The organism is Bacillus sp. FJAT-45350, assembly GCF_002335805.1.
GTDB lineage: Bacteria > Bacillota > Bacilli > Bacillales > NISU01 > FJAT-45350.
On sequence record NZ_NISU01000005.1, the window covers coordinates 1 to 16453 of the forward strand.

General features: G+C 37.6%; 17 protein-coding genes. All 17 read right to left on the reverse strand.

Translation table 11 applies throughout. The annotated features are described in order from the left end of the window. Positions 1-429: 429 nt before the first annotated feature. The 17 genes from lysS to CD003_RS21080 all read right to left on the reverse strand — a co-directional run bounded on the left by lysS (position 430) and on the right by CD003_RS21080 (position 16410). Positions 430-1932 (reverse strand): lysine--tRNA ligase, encoded by a 1503-nt coding sequence (lysS, locus tag CD003_RS21000; protein WP_096203219.1) that lies wholly within the window; start codon positions 1930-1932, stop codon positions 430-432. A 142-nt stretch (positions 1933-2074) separates the two neighbouring features. Continuing rightward, positions 2075-3076 carry a tRNA dihydrouridine synthase DusB gene (gene dusB, locus CD003_RS21005; protein WP_096203220.1) on the reverse strand — a complete coding sequence of 334 codons (1002 nt, stop codon included), beginning with the start codon at positions 3074-3076 and terminating at the stop codon, positions 2075-2077. A gap of 29 nt (positions 3077-3105) precedes the next feature. Then, a complete protein-coding gene (locus CD003_RS21010) occupies positions 3106-3312 on the reverse strand; it encodes a helix-turn-helix domain-containing protein (RefSeq protein ID WP_096203221.1) in 207 nt (68 codons plus the stop codon). Beyond that, positions 3264-3791, reverse strand: coding sequence for a 2-amino-4-hydroxy-6-hydroxymethyldihydropteridine diphosphokinase (gene folK / locus CD003_RS21015; protein ID WP_096203222.1), 528 nt, complete (start codon positions 3789-3791; stop codon positions 3264-3266). Before folK ends, CD003_RS21010 begins: the two co-directional genes overlap by 49 nt. After that, complete coding sequence (gene folB / locus CD003_RS21020) at positions 3788-4147, reverse strand: dihydroneopterin aldolase (RefSeq protein ID WP_096203223.1); 360 nt, start codon at positions 4145-4147, stop codon at positions 3788-3790. Before folB ends, folK begins: the two co-directional genes overlap by 4 nt. Continuing rightward, positions 4140-4979, reverse strand: a complete 840-nt coding sequence (folP, locus tag CD003_RS21025) for a dihydropteroate synthase (protein ID WP_096203224.1) — start codon at positions 4977-4979, stop codon at positions 4140-4142. The genes folB and folP overlap by 8 nt, the downstream gene beginning before the upstream one ends. Positions 4980-4995: 16 nt before the next feature. After that, on the reverse strand, positions 4996-5856 hold the full coding sequence (pabC, locus tag CD003_RS21030) for an aminodeoxychorismate lyase (RefSeq protein WP_096203225.1): 861 nt from the start codon (positions 5854-5856) through the stop codon (positions 4996-4998). Further along, complete coding sequence (gene pabA, locus CD003_RS21035; protein ID WP_096203226.1) at positions 5841-6437, reverse strand: aminodeoxychorismate/anthranilate synthase component II; 597 nt, start codon at positions 6435-6437, stop codon at positions 5841-5843. Before pabA ends, pabC begins: the two co-directional genes overlap by 16 nt. 24 nt (positions 6438-6461) lie before the next feature. Beyond that, positions 6462-7886, reverse strand: a complete 1425-nt coding sequence (locus tag CD003_RS21040) for an anthranilate synthase component I family protein (protein WP_096203274.1) — start codon at positions 7884-7886, stop codon at positions 6462-6464. Positions 7887-8009: 123 nt separating this feature from the next. Beyond that, a complete protein-coding gene (gene cysK, locus CD003_RS21045) occupies positions 8010-8933 on the reverse strand; it encodes a cysteine synthase A (RefSeq protein WP_096203227.1) in 924 nt (307 codons plus the stop codon). 132 nt (positions 8934-9065) lie between these two features. Further along, positions 9066-9932, reverse strand: a complete 867-nt coding sequence (hslO, locus tag CD003_RS21050; protein ID WP_096203228.1) for an Hsp33 family molecular chaperone HslO — start codon at positions 9930-9932, stop codon at positions 9066-9068. Between the two features lie 365 nt (positions 9933-10297). Then, on the reverse strand, positions 10298-11065 hold the full coding sequence (locus CD003_RS21055; protein ID WP_096203229.1) for a type III pantothenate kinase: 768 nt from the start codon (positions 11063-11065) through the stop codon (positions 10298-10300). A gap of 96 nt (positions 11066-11161) precedes the next feature. Further along, a complete protein-coding gene (gene ftsH, locus CD003_RS21060) occupies positions 11162-13147 on the reverse strand; it encodes an ATP-dependent zinc metalloprotease FtsH (protein WP_096203230.1) in 1986 nt (661 codons plus the stop codon). A gap of 66 nt (positions 13148-13213) precedes the next feature. Then, a complete protein-coding gene (hpt, locus tag CD003_RS21065; protein ID WP_096203231.1) occupies positions 13214-13756 on the reverse strand; it encodes a hypoxanthine phosphoribosyltransferase in 543 nt (180 codons plus the stop codon). 50 nt (positions 13757-13806) lie between these two features. Further along, complete coding sequence (tilS, locus tag CD003_RS21070; protein ID WP_096203232.1) at positions 13807-15210, reverse strand: tRNA lysidine(34) synthetase TilS; 1404 nt, start codon at positions 15208-15210, stop codon at positions 13807-13809. Then, the gene (locus CD003_RS21075; RefSeq protein ID WP_096203233.1) at positions 15194-15640 is read right to left on the reverse strand and encodes a threonine/serine exporter family protein; all 447 of its coding nucleotides are present in this window, start codon (positions 15638-15640) and stop codon (positions 15194-15196) included. The genes tilS and CD003_RS21075 overlap by 17 nt, the downstream gene beginning before the upstream one ends. Before the next feature lie 17 nt (positions 15641-15657). After that, on the reverse strand, positions 15658-16410 hold the full coding sequence (locus CD003_RS21080; protein WP_096203234.1) for a threonine/serine exporter family protein: 753 nt from the start codon (positions 16408-16410) through the stop codon (positions 15658-15660). Positions 16411-16453: the final 43 nt, after the last annotated feature.

Below are 16453 nucleotides of genomic sequence, written 5' to 3' on the forward strand. Positions count from 1 at the left end.
GATTTTAAAAAATCGAGAAAATTAACGAGATGTGTTTACATCTCTTTTACGCTTGGCTTTTGTCTTGTTCAGTTTTCAAAGAACAAATATTGTCGTTTGTTGGCGACTTAACTAATATAACATTGTTAAATCTTTTTTGTCAACAACATTTTATAATAAGTTTTCCGTAAAAAAAGTAATAATTTTTTTTCGGCAAGAATTAATATATCACCTTGAAAATCAAAAAGCAATAAGAAATACTAATTTTATTATTGTTCTTTCATGTTTTGGTAGTAATTACGGGTTCCACCTCATGTAATCTACTAAATAAAATTACTAATTTAGTAAGCAACTACTACAATTCATTCCCATCTATTCAAACAATAAACCTAATAAAAATTATTTCATAAGAAAAAGGTTGCCCTCATTTAGGACAACCTTTTTCTTATGTTATTCTCCAGTTGTTTCTCTATGTCTCATTTGAGGGAATAGGAGTACATCGCGAATGGACGGAGAATTTGTAAGTAGCATCACAATTCGGTCAATCCCAATACCTAGGCCCCCAGTAGGTGGCATACCATATTCAAGCGCCTCAATGAAATCCTCATCCATCATATGAGCTTCATCATCACCTTGCTCACGCTCTTTCAATTGGTCTTCAAAACGTCCCTTTTGGTCGATAGGATCATTTAACTCCGTAAAAGCATTTGCATGTTCACGACCTACAATAAATAACTCGAAACGATCAGTGAAACGTTCATCTTCTGGATTTTTCTTAGCCAGTGGCGAAATTGCTGTTGGATGTCCATAAATAAATGTTGGTTGAATTAGTTTTTCTTCAACAAAATGCTCAAAGAATTCATTTACTACATGACCATATGTCATCGTATCTTTTACAGGGACATTATGTTCTTTTGCTAGAGCTCTTGCTTCTTCATCAGACATTTCAGCCCAGAAGTCTACACCAGAATGTTCTTTGATTGCGTCTACCATATGAAGACGTGTCCACTCAGGTTTTAAATCAACCTCATATTCTCCATAAGTAACTTTTGTTGTACCTAGTACTTCCTCAGAAATATGAGCGATAAGATTTTCAGTTAAACTCATGATATCTTTATAATCAGCATACGCTTCATAAAGCTCAATCATTGTAAATTCAGGATTATGTCTTGTTGACACTCCCTCATTACGGAATACACGTCCAATTTCATAGACCTTCTCTAGTCCACCTACAATAAGACGCTTTAAATGTAACTCAATTGCAATACGCATATATAGAGTCATATCTAGCGCATTGTGATGCGTGATAAACGGACGAGCTGAAGCACCACCGGCAATTGAATGCATTGTTGGTGTTTCTACCTCTAAATATCCACGGCTATCTAAATAGCGACGCATTGATTGAAGTATTTTACTACGTAATACAAATGTATCACGCACTTCTGGATTCATAATTAGGTCAACATAACGTTGACGATATCTTTGTTCAATGTCTTTTAAGCCATGGAACTTATCTGGTAAAGGACGTAATGATTTTGATAGTATTTGAAAATCAGTTACCTTTACAGATAGCTCTCCTACTTTTGTTTTAAATGCTTCCCCAGAAACACCAACAATGTCCCCAATATCAATTGAGTTAAAAATAGCATACTGTTCTTCTCCGACTGCATCTTTACGAACATAGATTTGAACTTGACCAGTTAAATCTTGAATATGAGCAAAGCCCGCCTTACCTTTCCCACGCTTCGTCATGATTCTTCCTGCAATCGTTACAATATTACCTTGTTCTTCCAAATCTTCTTTTGATATCTCACCGTATTGCTCTTGCATTTCAGTTGCCGTGTGGCTACGCTCAAACTTACCACCAAAAGGATCGACTCCTTGCTCTTGCAAATTTTTGAGCTTGTCCCTTCGTACAGTTAACTGATCATTAAACTCTAACTCTTCACTCATTTGATCAACTCCATTAATATTTTATTTTAATAAATTTATGTAGAAAAACTGCCAGTGATACGTACTGGCAGTAGCTAATTCTCAGAGGCATTATAAGAAAAACAGTATAAGAAAGTCAAACATTAAATACTCATTTAGTTGATTAGATAGCGTCAGTTGTCACAACTGCTCTCGCTTCAACTTCATCTACAAATGCATATAACGATGAATATACATCATCACGAGTTTCAAATGAGTTAATTTGATTTCTCACATGAGAGTTTCCTCTCATACCTTTTAAATACCACGCCGCATGTTTACGCATTTCACGTACAGCTACATGCTCACCTTTTAAATCAATTAATCGGTCTAAGTGAATCATACAGACATCAATTTTTTCACGTGTTCCTGGCTCAGGATGTAACTTACCCGTTTCCAAATAATGGACCGTTCGATATAGCATCCATGGGTTTCCTAAAGCCGCTCGACCAATCATTACACCATCGACACCAGTTGTATCTAACATTTTTCTTGCATCCTCTGGAGTTTTTACGTCTCCATTTCCGATAACAGGAATGGAAACTGCTTCTTTTACATCTTTAAGGATATCCCAATTTGCTGTTCCTTCATACATCTGCACTCTCGTACGTCCATGAACAGCAACAGCGCTACCTCCTGCACGTTCAACTGCACGTGCATTTTCGACTGCATAAATATGTTCCTCATCCCAACCAATTCTCATCTTAACTGTTACAGGTTTGTCTACTGCTTCAACAACAGCTGATACCATATCATATATTTTATTAGGGTCTAATAACCATCTTGCACCCGCATCACATTTTGTAATTTTCGGTACAGGACAACCCATATTGATATCAATAATGTCTGCATTTGTATTTTTATCAACGAACTTTGCCGCTTCAACTAATGTTGACTTTTCACCACCAAAAATTTGTAGGCTAAGAGGCTTTTCTCTCTCATCAACATAAAGCATATTTAATGACTTTTCATTTTTATGCAAGATCGCTTTGTCGCTTACCATCTCTGCACAGACTAATCCTGCACCAAACTCAACGGCAATTAAACGGAATGCCGGATTACAAACACCTGCCATCGGAGCAAGGACTACTGGATTCTTTAATGCAACATCACGTATTTTTAACATTATTTTTTCACCTCCGTAAAAGACGTTCCTTATTTATCCGATAGTAGTTCTTCCCTACTAATATTTAATACTGAGACAATTTGGTCTACCAATTCTTCTTTTGGTACTCGATTACCTCGTTCAATCTCACCTAAGACAGAAACGGAAACTCCAATTGCTTTTGCAAAACTCTCTTGCGTATGGCCTTTCAATTTTCGAAAAGCCCGAATTCGCCTTCCCCAGAGCGCCTCTTCCATAGCCTTACACCTTCTTTATCTGTAAGCTGTTTATAGACAAGCTTAATTGGTTTATTAAGATGAACAAAATAAAGTGATGGTTGGATTTCTTGTAAAGGAATAATGACAAATCCTCTTTCGTTCATCCGTGGATGTGGTATTGATAAATCATCCACCTTAATATTCTCTTGATTATAGAGCAAAATGTCAAGATCCAATGTTCGGGGACCCCAACGAATCACTCTTTTACGATTTGCATCATTCTCAATTTTTTGAGCTACTCTTAGCAGTTCCATTGGCAAAAGGCTTGTCTTTACTTGAACGACTAAATTCAAGAAATGCTCTTGTTCTGTATAACCAATAGGCGCAGTTTCATAAATAGAAGATACTTCCATCACTTCAATTTGTTCGTGTTCAGATAATTCTCTAAGCCCAAACTGTAAATAGCCGTCTCTTTTTTCGATATTTGACCCTAACGAGATAAGCGCTTCGTTGTTCATCTTGTACGACTAATCTCCACAGCTACTGATTCATAGTGACCTGGGATTGGTGGGTTTGGCTTTGTCACTTTTACAGTACATTCTTTAATCAAAACAAATTCAGAAAGAATGGAGTTCGCAATTGTCTCTGCTACTGCTTCAATTAAATCAAATGCTTTCCCTTCAACAATTTGCTTTACTAATTGGTAAACATCCGCATAATTTACAGTCTTACTTAAATCATCTGTTACGCCAGCACCATGTAAATCCACGCTTAAAGTTAAATCAACCATATAACGTTGTCCTAGTGTTTTTTCCTCAGAAAAAACACCGTGATATCCGTAGAATTGTAGCTGGTGCATATATATCTTATCCATGCTGCATCCCCTTCCCAAGCATAACATCCATCATTTTTGCCATTCTTTTCATTTCTAGTACATCATGTACACGAATAATTTGACACCCTTTTGAGATTCCAAGGCAAATCGATGCTCCTGTTCCTTCTACTCTTTCATCAACAGGTAAATCAAGTGCCTTTGCTATGAATGATTTTCTTGATGTAGCCAACAGTACTGGATAGCCTAATACATGTAGTTCATCAAGTCTTCGCATCACTTCTAGATTATTTTCATAAGTTTTGGCAAATCCAATGCCCGGATCTATAATAATGTTTTTTTCTTCGACTCCTGCTTCTTTACATAGCGAAATACTTTCTTCTAAATCGTTTAGCATATCTGAAATTATATCGGTATAGTTCTTATTTTCACGATTATGCATAAGAATAATCGGAACACCATAGTGTGCAGCGACATTTGCCATTTCAGGATCTGCCTTTGCACCCCAAACATCATTAATAATTGATGCCCCCGCTTCAATTGCTTGTTTCGCTACCTCTGCTTTATACGTATCAATAGAGATAGGAACATCAACATGCTCTGAAATCGCTTTAATAATCGGAATTACTCGTCGTAGCTCTTCCTCTAATTGGACCTTATCTGAACCCGGCCTAGTAGATTCACCACCTACGTCAATAATATCCGCTCCATCACGTACCATTTTTTTTGCATGTCTTACGGCTACGTCTACCTCATTAAACTGGCCACCATCGGAGAATGAATCTGGCGTTGCATTCAAGATGCCCATGATATGAGTCCTTTGATTAAAGTTATATTGATTATCTTTGTTATTTACTGCTTTAGTAATAATCATTGCCTACACCTCTTTTTTAAACCATTATTTCTCCCTTACTCCATAGCTTTTCCCGATACTCTCTATACTCCATTTGTAACATGTTACCTATTGAATTTTCTTTAGTAGGAAGCTTTTTTTCATTTATATGAGAAAGGCTAATTACTTCCTGAATTGAATTAGTAACGAATGCCTCATCCGCTTCTAAAAGGTTCTCTACAGGGAATTCTCCCACAATACACCGAAAACCATTTTTCTCTAATATAGCCAGAACAAATCGTCTTGTAATCCCGTCCAATATTCCAGTATCTAAGGACGGAGTGTACACTTTATTTTCTTTTAACCAAAATAAATTAGAAACGATCCCTTCAGCTAGAAACCCTTCTTTTGTAAGGAAAATGCCCTCTACATCTGTAGCGTCACCAATTTCTCTTTTACCTAGAATTGAGTTTAAATAGTGGTGAGATTTAAGTCTATTTTGACCTTCTGGAGTGTTACGTCTTATATTAAGGACTTGGCCTTTTTTTACTGTTGCCATGTTATCCAGAATTGATTTCATATACACAGTCGTAGTAGGTTGAGTGTACTTTTCTGTGTGAAGACCTAAGATACTAGGACCTGCCGAGACATTCCAACGAACATAGGCATTTTGTAAACCATTTACATTCAGCAAATCCTGTAGGATAGTTAAGACATCCTGTTTTGAGTAGTCCCATGCTATTCCTAACTGTTCTAAACTGTTTTGCAAACGAAGAAAATGGTCATCCAATAAAAATGGATGACCATTGTAAATACGAAATGTTTCAAAGACGCCTAGTCCGTACATAAATCCATGGTCAAAGGGTGAAATTGTTGCCTGTTCTTCCGAGACAATATTTCCATTTAGATAGATGTACATGATACGTTCTTCTCCCCATACTGTTCAATGAAATTGCGCAAGAGCTTCTTTCCATCTGTCGTCATAATGGACTCAGGATGGAATTGAACTCCTTCTATTGATAGGGATTTATGGCGAATGGCCATAATATCCCCTTTACTTGTTTCAGCCGTTATTTCAAAGCAATCTGGAAGTGTTTCTCTTTTAACAATTAATGAATGATACCTCGTTGCTGTAAATGGTGATTCAATCCCTTGAAAAATAGTCTTTTCATCATGAGTAATTTCAGATGTTTTACCGTGCATTAATTCATCAGCACGAACAACATCTCCACCAAATACTTGTGCAATTGATTGATGCCCAAGACAAACACCAAAAATCGGAATTTTGCCGGCGAAATAACGAATTGCTTCCATACTAATTCCTGCTTCATTAGGGCTACAAGGGCCTGGCGAAATCATTAAATACGTCGGAGCTAACTCCTCAATTTCAGCAATTGTAATTTGGTCATTTCGCTTTACAACAAGTTCCTGACCCATTTCACCTAAATATTGAACCAGATTGTACGTAAAAGAATCATAGTTATCAATCATTAATATCATTTCAATTTCCTCCTCAGCTCATCTTCACTTTTCTTTTCTAAGCTCATCTTCACTTAATTCCTTTGCTTTCCATACAGCTCTTGCCTTCTTTAATGATTCTTTAAATTCAGCAACTGGATTGGAATCAATAACAACACCAGCACCCGCTTGGATATAGGCCATTCCTTGCTGTGCAAGCAACGTCCTTATGACTATATTAAGTTCCATATCGCCATTAAATCCGATCCAACCAATTGAGCCTGTATAGATTCCCCTTCTCACCGGTTCTAGTTCTTCAATGATTTCCATAGTTCTCACTTTCGGTGCACCAGTAATTGTTCCACCGGGGAAGGTCGCTTTAATTATATCGTATAAATCGTTTCCGCGCGCTAATTTCCCACGAACATTTGATACAATGTGCATTACATGTGAGTATTTTTCAATCACCATAAGCTCATTTACTTCTACTGTACCATATTCACAAACCCGACCTAAATCATTACGCTCAAGATCAACGAGCATCACATGCTCTGCTCTTTCTTTCTCGTTCTCAATTAACGTCTTTGCCAGTCTTTCATCCTCTTCATCATTCTTCCCTCTTGACCGCGTTCCAGCTATTGGACGAGTACTAACATCGTCTCCTTGCTTTTTTACAAGAAGCTCTGGCGAACCAGATACGATTTGAAACTCTGGTGTTTGTAGGTAAGCCATATAAGGTGATGGATTAAACTCTCTCAGCTTCTCATAAATATGAAGTGGTTCTGTTTGTAACTTCTTCGCTTGCCTAACAGAAAGATTTACTTGAAACACATCACCAGCGGAAATGTAATTTCTAATTCTTTCAACTGCGTCACCGAATTCTCCTTCAGAAAAAGAAGTTTGAAGCTCATCCTCTTCAAGCTCATAATCGTAGTTCCACTGCCACTCGGAGGAAGTTGACGTCCATTCCTTTTCAAAGGTAAAAAGGCGTTCTTTCGTTACCTGTTCTTCTTCCTTTAATGTATATGACATCGCCCACATTTCTTTCTCATGATGGTCGTAAACAAAGAATTCATCAAAGACAAGAAAGTATAAATCATATGTGTTTAAATCGTCTTTACTTTGTTCAGGTAGTGACTCGATTTGTCTAACAAGATCATAACTAATAAAACCAATCGCTCCACCTTGAAAAGGAGGAATATCATTAATAGTAGGTGCGTCAAATGCTGACATCCAATCGCGCATTAGTGAAAGAAGTTCGCCTTCTTTTACCTCACTTTGCTCTTCCTGAATAACTTCTAGTCGATTATTTTTTCCCTTTAAAACAGCAAAAGGTTTCATTCCAAGAATGCTGTATTGCCCACCTCGTCCACTTTCTAAAAGTACGTGATGAGGTTCATTTTTTGATAAATATTTATACCGTTCAAACCAAGCAATTTCTTCTAAAGAGAATCTCCTGACTAGGAGGCTTCGCTTTGTTGGGTTCGTCATTGTGTCATTCTTTTGAAGCAATCTTGTCACACTCCCCAAAGCACATTTCTTACCGTTATTCTATCATTAACTTTCAATTTTAAAAAGCAATCCCTCATTTTTGAGAGATTGCTCTATTATGCTTTATTCGTCAAATTGATATAAAGGTGTACTTAAGTAACGCTCACCATTACTTGGAATGATTGCTACTACTTTCTTCCCTTTTCCTAGCTTCTCAGCCACTTGAAGTGCTGCATATATTGCTGCACCTGATGAAATTCCACCTAGAATTCCTTCTTCTTTCGCTGCACGACGAGCATATTCAAACGCTTGATCATTTGTTACCTTAATAACCTCATCATATACTTCTGTATTCAAGATACTTGGAACAAATCCAGCCCCAATACCTTGGATTTTATGTGGTCCAGGATTTCCACCTGATAATACAGGAGAATCAGCAGGTTCTACTGCAACAACTTTTAATTCTGGGAAATTTTCTTTAAGTAGTCCACCAGCACCTGTGATTGTTCCACCAGTACCAATACCAGAAACAAATGCGTCAATTTGTCCATCTACTTGCTCTAAAAGCTCTTTCCCAGTCGTTTCACGGTGAATCTTTGGATTTGCTTCATTTTCAAATTGCTGCGGCATGAAGTATCCATTTTCTTTAGATAGCTCAGTAGCTTTGCGAATTGCTCCACCCATTCCTTCTGGTCCTGGTGTTAATACAAGCTCTGCACCATAAGCACGTAGTAAGTTACGACGCTCTAAACTCATCGTCTCAGGCATTACAAGCTTTGTACGATATCCTTTTGCAGCTGCTACCATTGCAAGCCCGATACCAGTGTTTCCACTCGTAGGTTCTACAATTGTATCGCCTTCCTTAAGAGCTCCACTTTTTTCTGCAGCTTCGATCATCGCAAATGCGATACGGTCTTTAACGCTACTACCTGGGTTCATATATTCTAGTTTTAAATAAATATCAGCATGGTCCTCTGAACTTAAACGATTTAATTTTACTAACGGAGTTTTACCAATTAATTCAGTGATTGAATTTGCAACTGTCATTTTTGCTCCCCCTTAATACCGAGTAATTTTATTGGTTTTGTTAAGATTATAGTATCAGAGGTTTTCAGATTAGTCAATAAGATTTTTTAATAATTTTCCAATTGTGAACTTTTTTATCAAAACATCAGTTTTCTAAAGCAACTCTTCTAGCTCTTCCTTTGTAAAAACGTATTGTTCATTACAAAAGTGACATGTCGTTTCTGCTCCACCATCTTCTTCTATCATTGCTTTTATTTCAGCCTCCCCAAGGGAAATGATTGCATTCGCAATTCTTTCTTTGGAACAATTACAAGAAAATGAGACGTTCATTTTATCTAAAATCTTTACATTGTCTTCTCCTAGTAGTGCAAATAATATTTCTTCAGGTGTCATACCAGTTTCAATTAGCTTTGAAATAGGAGGGATTGTAGACAACCTCTGTTCAATTGTTTCAATAACTAAATCATCCGCCCCAGGCATTAGCTGAATAATAAACCCACCGGCTGCTAATATAGAGTTATCTGGATTCACAAGTACACCTACTCCTACAGAAGAAGGAGTTTGTTCAGACGATACAAAATAATACGTAAAGTCTTCACCTAGTTCACCTGAAACTAGAGGTACACTACCTGTAAAATGATCTCTCATTCCTAAATCTTTCACAACTGATAGATATCCATTTATCCCTACTGCGCGAGCCACATCTAGCTTTCCGTGTTCATTTAAGTCAAAATGAACCTGTGGGTTGCCTAAGTACCCTCTTGTTTCACCTAATGCATTACTATCAGCAATAATAGCCCCAACAGGTCCTCCACCTTCTACTTTTACTGTAAGCTTATCGTCACCCTTTAACATACAGCCCATCATGGTACTCGCAGTCATCGCTCTTCCTAATGCCGCTGCCGCTGTCGGCCACGCCCCATGTCTACGTACTGCCTCATTAATCATGTTTGTTGTTTTTACTGCATATGCTCTTACCTTTCCATCAAAGGCAATTCCTTTTACTAAATAATCTGTCATACTTATCTTCCTTTCTTTTCTCAAAAAAATAAAACTAAAGAACTCTAATGTAACACTGACTTGTTCTTTATACGCTTTCTTGTAGAAACCAATAACTTTACTTCATTGTTACGAGGCTTAGTCATAAGACTACTCCCTTAAACGTAGGTCACTGAAAAAGTACCAAATAGATGATTCAAGAAGCGGTAATGGCTTCGCACGTTGCGAGCACGCTACGAGAAAACCACTCGAAGCATGCTTTTAAAAAGAGGCAACGGCTACGCGCATTACTTTAAGAAGAATAAAAAGGGAAAACCACACTTTTTTATACCCTTCTTAAACGAAGAAAGCAAATTCATCAAATTGGAATTTGCTTGTCCTTCTTATTATTCACAGTTTTTCATATAAATCATCAATAGTCCTCGTAATGTTAGAAACGGGTCTACTATATCGATTGTTGTTGACTCTTTTGCAATTAAGGAGGCAAGTCCACCTGTAGCAATTACAGTCGGTTCAACATCTGATTGCTCTTTCATACGAGAAACAATGCCGTCTACTTGCCCGACATACCCGTAAAAAATACCCGCTTGCATCGCATTGACAGTATTTTTACCGACAACTTGAGTTGGTTTTGTAATTTCAATTCTTGGTAGCTTCGATGCTCTTGTATATAGCGCCTCTGTTGAGATACCAATGCCAGGGGCAATAGCTCCACCAAGATATTGCTTCTCTTCGTTAATAAAGCAATATGTAGTCGCTGTACCAAAGTCTACAATAATGAGAGGAGCACCGTATTGGTCGATGGCTGCAACTGCATTTACGATACGGTCAGCACCTACTTCTTTCGGGTTATCATATTTAATGTTAAGCCCTGTTTTGATTCCTGGACCTATAACTAAAGGAGTCGTATGGAAGTATTTTTTACACATTTTCTCGAGACCAAACATAATTGGTGGAACTACAGAAGAAATAATAATTCCATTCACATCAGAAAGTTGAATTCCTTCATGTGAAAACAAATCCTTCACGATCATTCCATATTCATCTTCTGTCTTCTCTCTACTAGTAGCAATGCGCCAATGGTATTTTAATTCTTCTCCATCATACACGCCCAAAACTATATTCGTATTTCCAACATCAATGACAAAAATCATCTTATTCTCACCACAGCTCTATATTTTCTTTTTAACGATCTCATTATTACTTAAAAAAAATAGGATGTCTATTTAGACATCCTATTTTCTTAACAATTATTTATCCGTTTTGTTCTCATCTGAAGAGGATGCTTGTTCAGGATCCTCAGATGAAGATTCTTCATCTTTTTTCGAATTAATGTTCACTTTAACATCAGAAGCCTCAGCCTGTTTACCATCTTTCACTAAGTTTGTATGATGATTCTCAGGAAGTTTTCCTTCATTAATTAGTGACTTAATTTGTTCCGCATCTAGAGTTTCTAAATCTAGAAGAGTTTTCGCTACAAGTTCAAGACTATCTTTATTTTCAATTAAAATCTGTTTACAACGCTCATAACATTCTTTAATTATTGCTTGAACTTCTAGGTCAATTACATAGGCAATCTGGTCACTATAGCTTTGTTCGTTTTGAATGTCTCGACCAAGGAACACCTGACCACCAGATCCAGATACAAATTGCATTGGTCCTATTTTTTCACTCATCCCGAACTCTGTAACCATTTTACGGGCAATACCAGTTGCTCTTTGGAAGTCATTATGTGCTCCGGTACTTACTTCACCGAATATTACTTCTTCAGCAACCCGACCACCTAATAAACCAATAATCTTATCAAGCAGTTCTGGCTTAGTCATAAAGTAACGATCTTCTTTAGGAAGCATAACAGCGTATCCTCCTGCTTGCCCACGAGGAATAATGGTTACTTTATGTACCATATCTGCGTTTTCAAGTTTCACACCGACAACTGTGTGTCCTGCTTCATGATAAGCAACAATGTTTCTTTCTTTAGGAGAAATCACTCGACTACTCTTAGCAGGTCCAGCAATTACACGGTCAATCGCTTCTTCAATATCAACCATATTTACTTCTTTTTTATCTTTTCTTGCTGCAACTAGGGCTGCCTCATTTAATAAATTTTCTAAGTCAGCACCTGAGAATCCAGGAGTACGTGTTGCAATCGTTTTTAAGTTTACATCGTCACCTAATGGTTTGTTACGAGCATGAACTTTCATGATCGCTTCACGACCGATAACATCAGGGCGACCAACCATAATTTGACGGTCAAAACGACCAGGACGTAATAATGCAGGGTCTAAAATATCACGACGGTTTGTTGCCGCAATAATAATGATTCCTTCGTTCGCACTGAAACCATCCATCTCAACTAGTAATTGGTTTAATGTTTGTTCACGCTCATCGTGACCACCACCAAGACCAGCACCACGTTGACGACCTACTGCATCAATTTCATCAATAAAGATTATACAAGGAGCATTCTTCTTAGCATTTTCAAATAAATCACGTACCCTTGAAGCACCGACCCCTACGAACATTTCAACAAAGTCAGAACCACTGATTGAGAAGAATGGAACACCAGCTTCTCCAGCTACAGCACGTGCAAGTAATGTTTTACCTGTACCAGGAGGACCCTCTAAAAGTACCCCTTTAGGAATTCGTGCACCAATGGCTGAGAATTTACGAGGATCTTTTAAGAATTCTACTACCTCTACAAGTTCTTGCTTCTCTTCATCAGCACCCGCTACGTCGTTAAATTTTGCTTTCTTCTTATCATCTTGAACAACCTTGGCTTTACTCTTACCAAAGTTCATCACACGGCTTCCTCCACCTTGTGCTTGACTTAACAAGAAGAAGAAAAGGATGAAGATGATGATAAACGGAATAATTGACGTAAAGAATGTTACCCAGCCACTTGCTTCATCAGCAGGCTGCATATCAAACGATAATGGTTGACCACCTGGTCCTGTGGCAGCAAGTAAGTCTTCAACTACCTGTTCCGTCCTAGGAATGTAGGTTATGAAGCGGTCACCCTCTTCAAGTGTAGTTAATTCACCAGTAACTAAATATACTTGTCGCTCTGGCTTCATAGCAATAGATGTTACTTGATTATTTTCTAAATGGGATTGGAACTGATCAAGAGTCAGTTGTTCCGTTTCTACCTGGTCTCCAGTAAAGAAACTCACTATCCCAACAATGACTAAAAAGATTAACAAATAAAAGATTGTATTACGAAAAATCCGATTCATTCCGTACCTCCTCCCACGTTCATTCACAACTTAAATTATAGTATCATAAATGGCACTTTATTCAAACTATTTACCCTCATATACCTCAGGCTTCAGCACACCGATATACGGTAGATTTCTATATCGCTCTGCATAGTCTAACCCGTAACCTACAACAAATGCATCCGGTACTGTAAAACCAGCAATATCAGGAACCAAATCAACTTTACGCCCATCTGGTTTGTCAAGCAATGTTACGATTTTTACTGTTTTTGCCTTGCGATAATGGAATAGCTTAACTAAATAACTAAGTGTTAATCCACTATCTATAATATCTTCTACAATAAGTACGTCACGTCCTTCAACAGAAGTGTCTAAATCTTTAATAATTTTCACTTCACCAGATGAGACCATTCCGTCACCGTAGCTAGATACATCCATAAAGTCCATTTCAAGATGCGTATCAATTCGTTTTGATAAATCTGCCATAAAAGGCATTGCACCCTTTAATACTCCAATAACTAAAGGAAATGAATCCTTATATTCCTCTGTTATTTGTCGTCCAATGTCTAAAACCTTTGCCTGAATTTCTTCTTCTGAGATTAATACTTCTTTAATATCTTCTTTCATGGTAGTTTAAATTACCCTCCTGTTTATATGGCTGAGAAGTCATGTTGCTATTAGCAATTAGTACTTTTAGGCTCAAACCTTAATACTAAATACTTTTTCGTTTGTTCAGTTACTACTGCTGTAGATGAGCGACTTAGTAGTGGTACCCAAAGTATTCTACCAGAATTATCAACAATAATTGGCCACATCGCTCGCTCCATCTTACCAACCTTTTTATCAATAAAAATTCTGTTGATTTTCTTCGTACCCGACATACCGACTTGTTTGATACGATCACCTGGTTTCTTCGTCCGTATTGTTAATGGAAGTTCTATTTGCTCCATATCACAGACAAAACAAAGCTCATTACTATTTCTTTCCGGTAATTGTTCTAGGACCTCAACGCTAATTTTCCCCAAATTAAGATGAACCATGCCAGGAACCGTAAGAATTTCTTCATATTCTTGTATGTCATCATCTGGTACAAGCGAAAACAGACAGTTTCCATAGGAACGCTTCACTTGTAATCCATTAGGGAGATCAACTCGTCCAGAAACATTTTTCTCCTTAAGAAGTTGGGATACTGCTTCAATATGTATTGACGTAACAACAATTGGTGAATTTTTCCCGTAAAGATATCTTAATATTAGATGAATCACCCTTCTTTGTAAAGGGATCGCAATATCGTTAAAGGATTGTACACAAACAGAGACTTGGTCAGGCACTTCTTTTAAAATTATTCTCTGTTTCTCTTTAACTGTTAACTCCTCTAAAAAATGTTCATCTTCTGTAATCCATTCGCTCTTTTTTTGAAATTGGAGATGGACTTTGGGATTCTCCTCTTTAAGTATAGGAAGAATATGATTTCGAAAACGGTTCCTTATGTATGCATCAGTTTTATTCGTCTCGTCAATTCTAGGATTTAGTAAAAACCGCTCACAATATTCTTCAATTTCTTTTTTTGTTATTTCTAAAAAAGGGCGAATGATTTCACCAGTAGCAAATGGACGACTTACAGGAATACCCGCTGATCCAAATCCATACGTACCTCTTACTTGCTTCATCAACATCGTTTCTACTTGATCATCACCATGATGAGCGAGGGCTAAGTAGTCTCCTTGATACTTTATCATAACATCAGAAAAGAATTGATACCTACACTCTCTGGCGGCCATTTGACTGCTAAGTTGTTTTTCTTTTTGATATGCTTTTACATCAACTTGTATTCCTTCAAATTCAATTTTTCTCTCAAGGCAGAACTGTTCAACAAATTGATAGTCCGCATAAGAGGTCTCTCCTCTAAACATATGATCGATATGAGCTGCAATGATACGGAGCTTTCTTTTCGTTCTCTCATTCCAGAGAAAGTGAAGCAGTGCAAGAGAGTCAGGACCTCCAGAAACACCGACAATAACCGTTGAATGGTCTGATAATAAATGATGATTGCTAATAAATTGATTAACGGTTTGGTTCATATCGTTGTCCTATTCCTCCCTTGCGAAATGAAAACAAGGATAGAGCAAATACAAGCCCTGCGGCAATAGCACCTGCTTGAAGCATCGTTTCAATCCCTAACTCTAATCCAAGCAAATAATCTCCTTCTACAAAGGCTAGCATCGTAAAATATGCCTTGCTCCCGGGTACTAGTGGGATAATTCCTGGAATGCTAAAAGTCGTTCCTGGGATTCTATATCTCTTTGCTAAAAAATGGGCAATTGCAGCACTTGTAAGAGCAGCAACAGCTGTAGCAAAAATTGTTGATATCCCATAATCGGGTAGCGTTCGAATGATAAACCAAGAGATTGAGCCAATTACTCCTCCAATAAAAACAGCTCGAGTTGGAACATTGAAGATGATTCCAAAACCAACAGTTGCTACATAACAAAAAATTAATTCAATTAACATTGTAACACCTCAAGCTTTTACAATAGTAGTCCGATTGCTAATGCAATACCTGTAGCAATCGACAGTGAGGTAATAACAGCCTCTGCTCCACGACTGACACCGGCTACTAAATCACCAGACATTAGGTCACGAACCGCATTTGTTAATGGAACTCCAGGAACAAGGGGCATGAGAGTTCCAATGATGATTTGGTCTAAATTTGCTCCGACCCCAAAGTAGACTAATCCAATGGCGACCGCCCCACCTATAAAGGCCGACATAAACTCAGCAAAGAACTTCACCTTTAAATACTCTTGAAATTTAAAGATGCTAACAGAGACAATGTATCCAGCAATAAAAGCAGGAAGTGTATCTCTAATACTACCGCCAAATAAATAGGAAAAACCAGCCCCTGCAAAACCAGAAGCAATATGCATAAGCCAAACAGGGTAGTGCATAGGTGATTTTGCAATATCGTCAAGCTTCTCGTAAGCCTCATCTGCATTGATATCGCCAATAACAAACTCACGTGATACTTGATTCACAAGAGAAACTTTATTCAAGTCTTGAAAGCGATCGTCTACACGTATCATTTGCATTACATCAGTATCTCCACATTCAAATGAAAGAAATATACCTGTTGTTGTAACAAAACTATGTACGTTTTTCATACCTGCTGCTTTCGCCATCCGTTCAAGAGTTTCTTCTACTCTATATGTCTCTGCCCCGTACATCAACATGATTTCTCCAGCTAGCAAGCATATATCCATCATTTGATCTGCTTTTCCCATTTAAAATCCTCCCAAGCTAGTCAAGCCATTACTAGATAAAAGC

Coding starts and splice junctions, on each gene's coding strand:
- hslO (WP_096203228.1), bottom strand. CDS start 9,932: ATGACAGATTATTTAGTAAAAGGAATTGCCTTTGATGGAAAGGTAAGA.
- CD003_RS21080 (WP_096203234.1), bottom strand. CDS start 16,410: ATGGGAAAAGCAGATCAAATGATGGATATATGCTTGCTAGCTGGAGAA.
- ftsH (WP_096203230.1), bottom strand. CDS start 13,147: ATGAATCGGATTTTTCGTAATACAATCTTTTATTTGTTAATCTTTTTA.
- pabA (WP_096203226.1), bottom strand. CDS start 6,437: ATGATATTAATGATTGATAACTATGATTCTTTTACGTACAATCTGGTT.
- CD003_RS21010 (WP_096203221.1), bottom strand. CDS start 3,312: ATGGAAGAGGCGCTCTGGGGAAGGCGAATTCGGGCTTTTCGAAAATTG.
- folB (WP_096203223.1), bottom strand. CDS start 4,147: ATGGATAAGATATATATGCACCAGCTACAATTCTACGGATATCACGGT.
- pabC (WP_096203225.1), bottom strand. CDS start 5,856: ATGTACATCTATCTAAATGGAAATATTGTCTCGGAAGAACAGGCAACA.
- hpt (WP_096203231.1), bottom strand. CDS start 13,756: ATGAAAGAAGATATTAAAGAAGTATTAATCTCAGAAGAAGAAATTCAG.
- cysK (WP_096203227.1), bottom strand. CDS start 8,933: ATGACAGTTGCAAATTCAATCACTGAATTAATTGGTAAAACTCCGTTA.
- lysS (WP_096203219.1), bottom strand. CDS start 1,932: ATGAGTGAAGAGTTAGAGTTTAATGATCAGTTAACTGTACGAAGGGAC.
- dusB (WP_096203220.1), bottom strand. CDS start 3,076: ATGTTAAAAATACGTGATGTTGCATTAAAGAATCCAGTAGTCCTTGCT.
- folK (WP_096203222.1), bottom strand. CDS start 3,791: ATGAACAACGAAGCGCTTATCTCGTTAGGGTCAAATATCGAAAAAAGA.
- CD003_RS21075 (WP_096203233.1), bottom strand. CDS start 15,640: ATGTTAATTGAATTAATTTTTTGTTATGTAGCAACTGTTGGTTTTGGA.
- tilS (WP_096203232.1), bottom strand. CDS start 15,210: ATGAACCAAACCGTTAATCAATTTATTAGCAATCATCATTTATTATCA.
- folP (WP_096203224.1), bottom strand. CDS start 4,979: ATGATTATTACTAAAGCAGTAAATAACAAAGATAATCAATATAACTTT.
- CD003_RS21040 (WP_096203274.1), bottom strand. CDS start 7,886: ATGACGAACCCAACAAAGCGAAGCCTCCTAGTCAGGAGATTCTCTTTA.
- CD003_RS21055 (WP_096203229.1), bottom strand. CDS start 11,065: ATGATTTTTGTCATTGATGTTGGAAATACGAATATAGTTTTGGGCGTG.